This window comes from Nitrospira sp. BLG_2, assembly GCF_049222245.1.
This window is the reverse complement of record NZ_JBLYIG010000316.1, coordinates 1-5668: the sequence shown is the minus strand read 5'-3', so window position 1 is coordinate 5668 and position 5668 is coordinate 1. Positions and strand designations below refer to the sequence as shown.

The following is a 5668-nucleotide window of genomic DNA, read 5'->3' as shown; positions in this document are numbered from 1 at the left end:
TGGGAGAACAGATCAAAGTCGCCGATCTGGCCAGAAATATGGTGGTGTTGGCAGGCCTCGTCCCTGGAAAGGACGTTGACATCGTTTTTACGGGACTCCGGCCGGGAGAAAAGTTGTACGAGGAGCTGTTTGAGAGCAGCGAGCAGGTCGAGCCGACCACCCATCCGAAAATTCATCGAGCTGCGGGAGCGCCTGTCCCCGTGGGCGAGCTGAGTGAATGGTTGGAGTCGTTACAGGCCACTCTTCCGAAAAGTGATGAAGAGGAACTCGTCCAAGATCTTAAGCGACTTGTGCCCAGTTTTCAGCCGGGCCTCTCTCAGGGAGTTTCGTAGTTTTTACATATCAAGTGCCGATGTTTCTCCTTCGTGTTATCGTCAAACCCAACAATTCCAACCGACTGCAACCGATAAGAACAATAAGGAACTACTTGCAATAGAAAGGTAGAGCAGTGAAAGGCGTTGTGTTGGCGGGGGGGCAGGGCACCAGGTTGTTGCCTCTCACCAAGGTCACAAACAAACACCTGCTTCCGGTCTATAACCGGCCGATGATCTATTATCCGATTCAGACGCTGGTCAATGCGGGTGTAACGGAGATCATGTTGGTGACGGGGGGGAACAACGCGGGCGATTTTTTAAAATTACTTGGGAACGGGAAAGAGTTTGGGCTCAAACACCTCAACTATACCTATCAGGAAGGTGAAGGCGGTATAGCCGATGCGCTCCGTCTGGCCGAACACTTCGCCGAGGGCGAACCGATTTGTGTCGTGTTGGGCGATAACATCATTCAAGGGAACGTCGCCGAGGCGGCGGATCACTTTCGCCGCCAACGGAAAGGGGCCAAAATTCTCCTCAAAGAAGTCAACGATCCACAACGGTTCGGCGTGCCGGTTTTGGAAGATGAACGTGTCGTACAGATTGAAGAAAAACCGCTCCATCCTCGATCGCCGTATGCCGTCACGGGCATTTATTTTTATGACCCGCAAGTATTCGGATTCATCCGATCGCTCAAACCGTCGGCTAGGGGGGAGCTGGAAATTACCGACGTCAACAACGCCTACATCAAGGCTGGAATGTTGACCTGGAGTCTGCTTCAGGGATGGTGGACGGATGCCGGCACCATCGAGTCTCTCTATTTGGCCAACCAATTGGTCGGCCGAACCGGAGCCAATAACCTTAGTTTAGCGGCGTAGATGCGTATTCTTGTCACCGGCGGCGCCGGGTTCATCGGTTCCCACCTTATCCGACGCCTGCTGGCCTCCGCGCAGCACCAGGTCGTCAATCTCGATGCCCTCTGTTATTCGGGGAATCTGACCAATTTGGACACGATAAGTCGAGAGCCGGGTTATGCGTTCGTCCATGGCGATATTTGCGATGGATCGTTGGTCTCATCCGTCCTTCGAACGTATCGAGTCGAAGGCATCATTAATTGCGCGGCGGAGACGCATGTCGACCGTTCGATTCTTGACCCGGGAAGCTTTGCGCGCACTGATGTGGTGGGTACGGGCGTGTTGCTTGAAGAAAGTCGACATGCCGGCGTGAAGCGGTTCCTTCAAGTGAGCACGGACGAGGTGTACGGCACGGTCGAATCCGGTCTGTCGACGGAAGAAGACCGTGTGGAGCCACGTAGCCCATACTCGGCCAGTAAAGCAGGGGCAGATCTCCTTGTATTAAGCTACTGGACGACCTATCAATTTCCGGTGGTAGTGACGAGGGGCAGCAATACCTATGGATCCCATCAGTATCCGGAGAAATTCATTCCCCTTTTCGTGACGAATGCCATAGATGATCAGTTGCTGCCGTTGTACGGCGACGGCAGATATCGCCGTGATTGGCTTGCCGTCGAAGACCATTGTGCCGGGATCGAGCTGGCTTTTTTTCACGGAAAGCCGGGGGCCGTGTACAACATCGGCGGGGGAAACGAGCGCGAAAACATCGCGGTCGCCGAAGAGATCCTCTCGTATCTAGGCAAGCCGAAGAGCTTGCTTCGCTTCGTCGTAGACCGGCCCGGTCATGATCGCCGGTATGCGGTTGATAACGGGAAACTTCGTCGGCTCGGGTGGCGCCCTGTTGTGTCGTTCGAAGAAGGGCTGAGAGCGACCATTCAATGGTATCGAGAACATGAATCCTGGTGGCGTCCAATCAAGTCTGGGGAGTTTCGGAAATATTATGAGCAGATGTACGGAAAACGGTTACAGCAAGCAGGTTAAGATCCAAATAGGTTAAGGCTAAAGTCAACCTCGAACTCATACTTAACCTCAACCTTCACATCATGCGCATTCTTATTACCGGGGCCAATGGACAATTGGGCAGCGCGCTTGGCGAGGTGTTTGGGTATGAAACCGTTATACCCAAGGACTTGCCGGACTTTGATCTCACTCGCCCGACTGTCGAAGAAGAGGTCGTCGGATCCACTCCCGACTTGATCATCCATGCGGGGGCCTATACCGATGTAGATGGAGCCGAACGAGATCCGGACCTCGCGTTGGCGGTAAACGCCACGGGGACGGAACAGATCGCGCGTGCCGCCGTTCGGCTCGGAGTCCGCCTCGTTTATATTTCTACCGACTATGTGTTCGATGGGAAGCAACGGACCGCGTACCGTGAAGACGACAACCCCCGCCCGATCAACCGATATGGATTCTCAAAATGGAAAGGCGAACAGGCTGTTCTGACATCCGGCGCCAGGGCACTCGTTATCCGGACCGCATGGCTCTATGGATCGGTCGGTAAGAATTTTGTGAAATCGATCATGCGGGCTGCGCAGAGCGAGGGAATCTTGAAGGTCGTGGATGATCAATCCGGTTGCCCGACCTATGCTGGCGATCTGGCGGCTGCCGTTGCATCACTGGTCGCGAAGGATGTGGAAGGGGTAATCCATGTTACCAATCGAGGACAGTGCACATGGTATGAGTTTGCGCAAGCCATCGTTCGCGAAATGGGGTTTTGTTGTTCCGTCATTCCGATCACGACAAAGCAGGCAGGACGTCTTGCCAAGCGACCGCCATATTCCGTGTTGAGTCCAGACCGATTGGCGTCTATGGGCCTTGCGTTGCCGGAATGGAGCCAGGCATTGGCGCGATTTGCCAAGGTCGCCCACATTCCTCTTGGTTCTTCTCTATGAGTTAGTGCTCCTCTCGGTAAAACCATTGCAATTGCCGTGAGACTCGTTAAGATACAGCCAATTTTATCGAGACGTCCCGATGTTCTTGCCATAAGCGCGTGAAATTGAAAACTCAGCACAACCTACCGAGTAGCCTCTTACGGAAAATTCGCTTGTTCGCCACCGATGTGGACGGAGTTCTCACCGATGCAGGCATGTATTATTCCGAGTCTGGTGATGAGTGGAAGAAGTTCAACACCCGAGACGGAATGGGGATTAAATTACTGCAGAAAGCCGGCCTCATCACGGCAATTGTGACGCAGGAACGAACCAGACTGGTCGCCCGCCGGGCGGAAAAACTCGCCATCCCTGAAGTTCATCAAGGAGTGACGGACAAGTTGTCGGTCATCCGGGACATGGCAAGACGGCATGGCATCTCGCTCGGGCAAATCGCGTATATTGGCGATGATGTAAACGATATCGAAGTCTTGAGATCGGTGGGATTATCGGCGGCTCCCGCGGATGGTCTTCCTCAAGTGGTGGAGATCGTCGACTATGTGTGCCGACAGAAGGGTGGAGAGGGGGCGGTGAGAGAGCTCGCAGAGCTGATACTTCTCTCCCGTATCGGGCGGAAAACGACTACGCGGAGGCGATGAGGGAAAATATGGCGAGGGAGTATTCACTGTATCCGGTGATCATGGCGGGAGGAAGCGGGACCAGATTTTGGCCGTTGAGCCGCCATCTGTTTCCGAAGCAGCTCTTGCGGATCAGCGGAGAATATACGCTCATTCAACAGACCATGCGACGCGTTTTGGGCTGTGCGCCGGCCGCCAATGTACTGATCTCGACGAATGCGGCGCAAGCCGACCTCATCCGCGTGCAATTGGCCGATTGGAAAGAGGATCTCACGAATGGATTCCTCCTTGAACCGGAAGGGCGGAACACGGCGCCCGCCATCGCGTTGGCGGCGCTGGAGGTGCTGACACGGGATCCTAGCGGCCTCATGTTGGTGGTTCCCGCCGACCACGTGGTGACAGGGCAACGGGACTTTGAAAATGCGGTCCGACTGGCGTCGCAATTGGCCTCGGAGTGCTACTTAGTCACGTTCGGGATCAAGCCGATCAGACCGGAGACGGGTTACGGTTATATCAAACCGAAAGACAACGCTTTTCTTGGTAAACAGGGCAAGTTGCGCGGGTATCTCGTTCACAAATTCGTGGAGAAGCCCAATGCCACGAAGGCAGCCCGGTATGTGAAAGCTGGCGGCTATTTTTGGAACAGCGGCATGTTCGTCTGGCGCGCCGCGGCGATCTTGGAGGAAATCGGTCTTTACCAGCCGGCGATCATGGCCGCAATGGAACGGATCAAGAAGCTTAGGATGGACGGTGCGTCGAAGCAGGCAATCGATGATGTCTATCGTCAAATCGTATCGGTCTCTATCGATACCGGTGTGATGGAACGGTCGTCGAAGGCAGCCGTGGTGCCGGTGACGTTTCGATGGTCTGATGTCGGGAGTTGGGGAAGCTTGGACGAGGTGGCGGAGAAGGACAGGGCCGGCAATGTGGTCACCGGACGGGTGATCGATCTTGAGAGCACGCACTCGATCGTCTATGCGGATCGGCGTGTCGTCGCGACGATCGGGCTACAAAATATGGTCGTGGTGGACACTCCGGATGCAACACTGGTGTGTCCGAAATCTCGAGCACAGGATGTGAAAAAGATCGTCGACATTCTGAAACAGCGGCAGGCCCCCGAACATTTGGAACACTTGACGGTTCAGCGGCCTTGGGGGTCGTATACTGTGCTGGAAGAAGGGCCTGGATTCAAAGTGAAACGTGTCACGGTGAACCCTGGCGGACGTCTCTCCCTCCAGATGCATCATCAGCGCAGTGAACATTGGGTAGTGATCAGCGGGACCGCGCGTGTTACGAGAGATCAAGAGATTTTCGATTTGCACGTCGGCGAAAGTACGGCCATCCCCGTGAACACCAAGCATAGATTGGAAAACCCCTCGCAGGAAACGGTGCACATTATTGAGGTACAGAACGGGCCGTATCTCGGTGAGGATGATATCGTGCGGTTCAAGGACGACTATGGAAGGGATGTTCATCGTGAAGCGTTACACGCGACTCGTGAAACGGCATAATCTGGCCATGTGATTACACACTCATGTTGAACGAATAACGAGCAAGAGAACTATGGGACTTTTCCGAGAATATGATCTCCGAGGAGTCGTCGGTAGCGAACTGACCGAGGATTTGGCGGAACGGATGGGCCGAGCCTATTCCACGTATGTGAGCACGCGTGGAGTGAAAACGATCAGCGTGGGGCGCGATGGCCGGTTGAGTTCCCCGGCCCTCCATAAGGCGCTTCTGAAGGGGTTACTTGCCGGCGGACTGGACGTCATCGACATCGGAGTTTGTCCCTCTCCCTTGGTGTACTTCTCGTTGTTCACTCTGCCTGTCGGCGGCGGCATCATGATTACCGGGAGCCACAACGCGGCAGAATATAATGGGTTCAAGATCTGTATCGGAAAAGCCGCCATTCATGGAGAAGAGATTCAGGAACT

Annotated in this window: 6 protein-coding genes and 1 pseudogene; all 7 read left to right on the top strand. The window is 54.6% G+C overall.

Annotated elements, in window-relative coordinates; translation table 11 throughout:
• The coding region (locus ACOSYY_RS08840; protein WP_421661901.1) for a polysaccharide biosynthesis protein at window positions 1-332 on the top strand (332 nt) is incomplete at its 5' end.
• A gap of 116 nt (window positions 333-448) precedes the next feature.
• Window positions 449-1189, top strand: a complete 741-nt coding sequence (locus ACOSYY_RS08835) for a sugar phosphate nucleotidyltransferase (protein ID WP_421661900.1) — start codon at window positions 449-451, stop codon at window positions 1187-1189.
• Window positions 1190-2206: a dTDP-glucose 4,6-dehydratase gene (rfbB, locus tag ACOSYY_RS08830; protein WP_421661899.1), complete on the top strand. Its 1017-nt coding sequence runs from the start codon at window positions 1190-1192 to the stop codon at window positions 2204-2206.
• Window positions 2207-2268: 62 nt separating this feature from the next.
• Window positions 2269-3120, top strand: coding sequence for a dTDP-4-dehydrorhamnose reductase (gene rfbD / locus ACOSYY_RS08825; RefSeq protein WP_421661898.1), 852 nt, complete (start codon window positions 2269-2271; stop codon window positions 3118-3120).
• 152 nt (window positions 3121-3272) lie between these two features.
• Window positions 3273-3755 carry a KdsC family phosphatase gene (locus ACOSYY_RS08820; protein WP_421661897.1) on the top strand — a complete coding sequence of 161 codons (483 nt, stop codon included), beginning with the start codon at window positions 3273-3275 and terminating at the stop codon, window positions 3753-3755.
• Window positions 3756-3763: 8 nt separating this feature from the next.
• Window positions 3764-5245, top strand: a complete 1482-nt coding sequence (locus tag ACOSYY_RS08815; protein ID WP_421661896.1) for a mannose-1-phosphate guanylyltransferase/mannose-6-phosphate isomerase — start codon at window positions 3764-3766, stop codon at window positions 5243-5245.
• 52 nt (window positions 5246-5297) lie between these two features.
• Window positions 5298-5668 (top strand): annotated as a pseudogene (locus ACOSYY_RS08810) (phosphomannomutase); the annotation flags it as partial.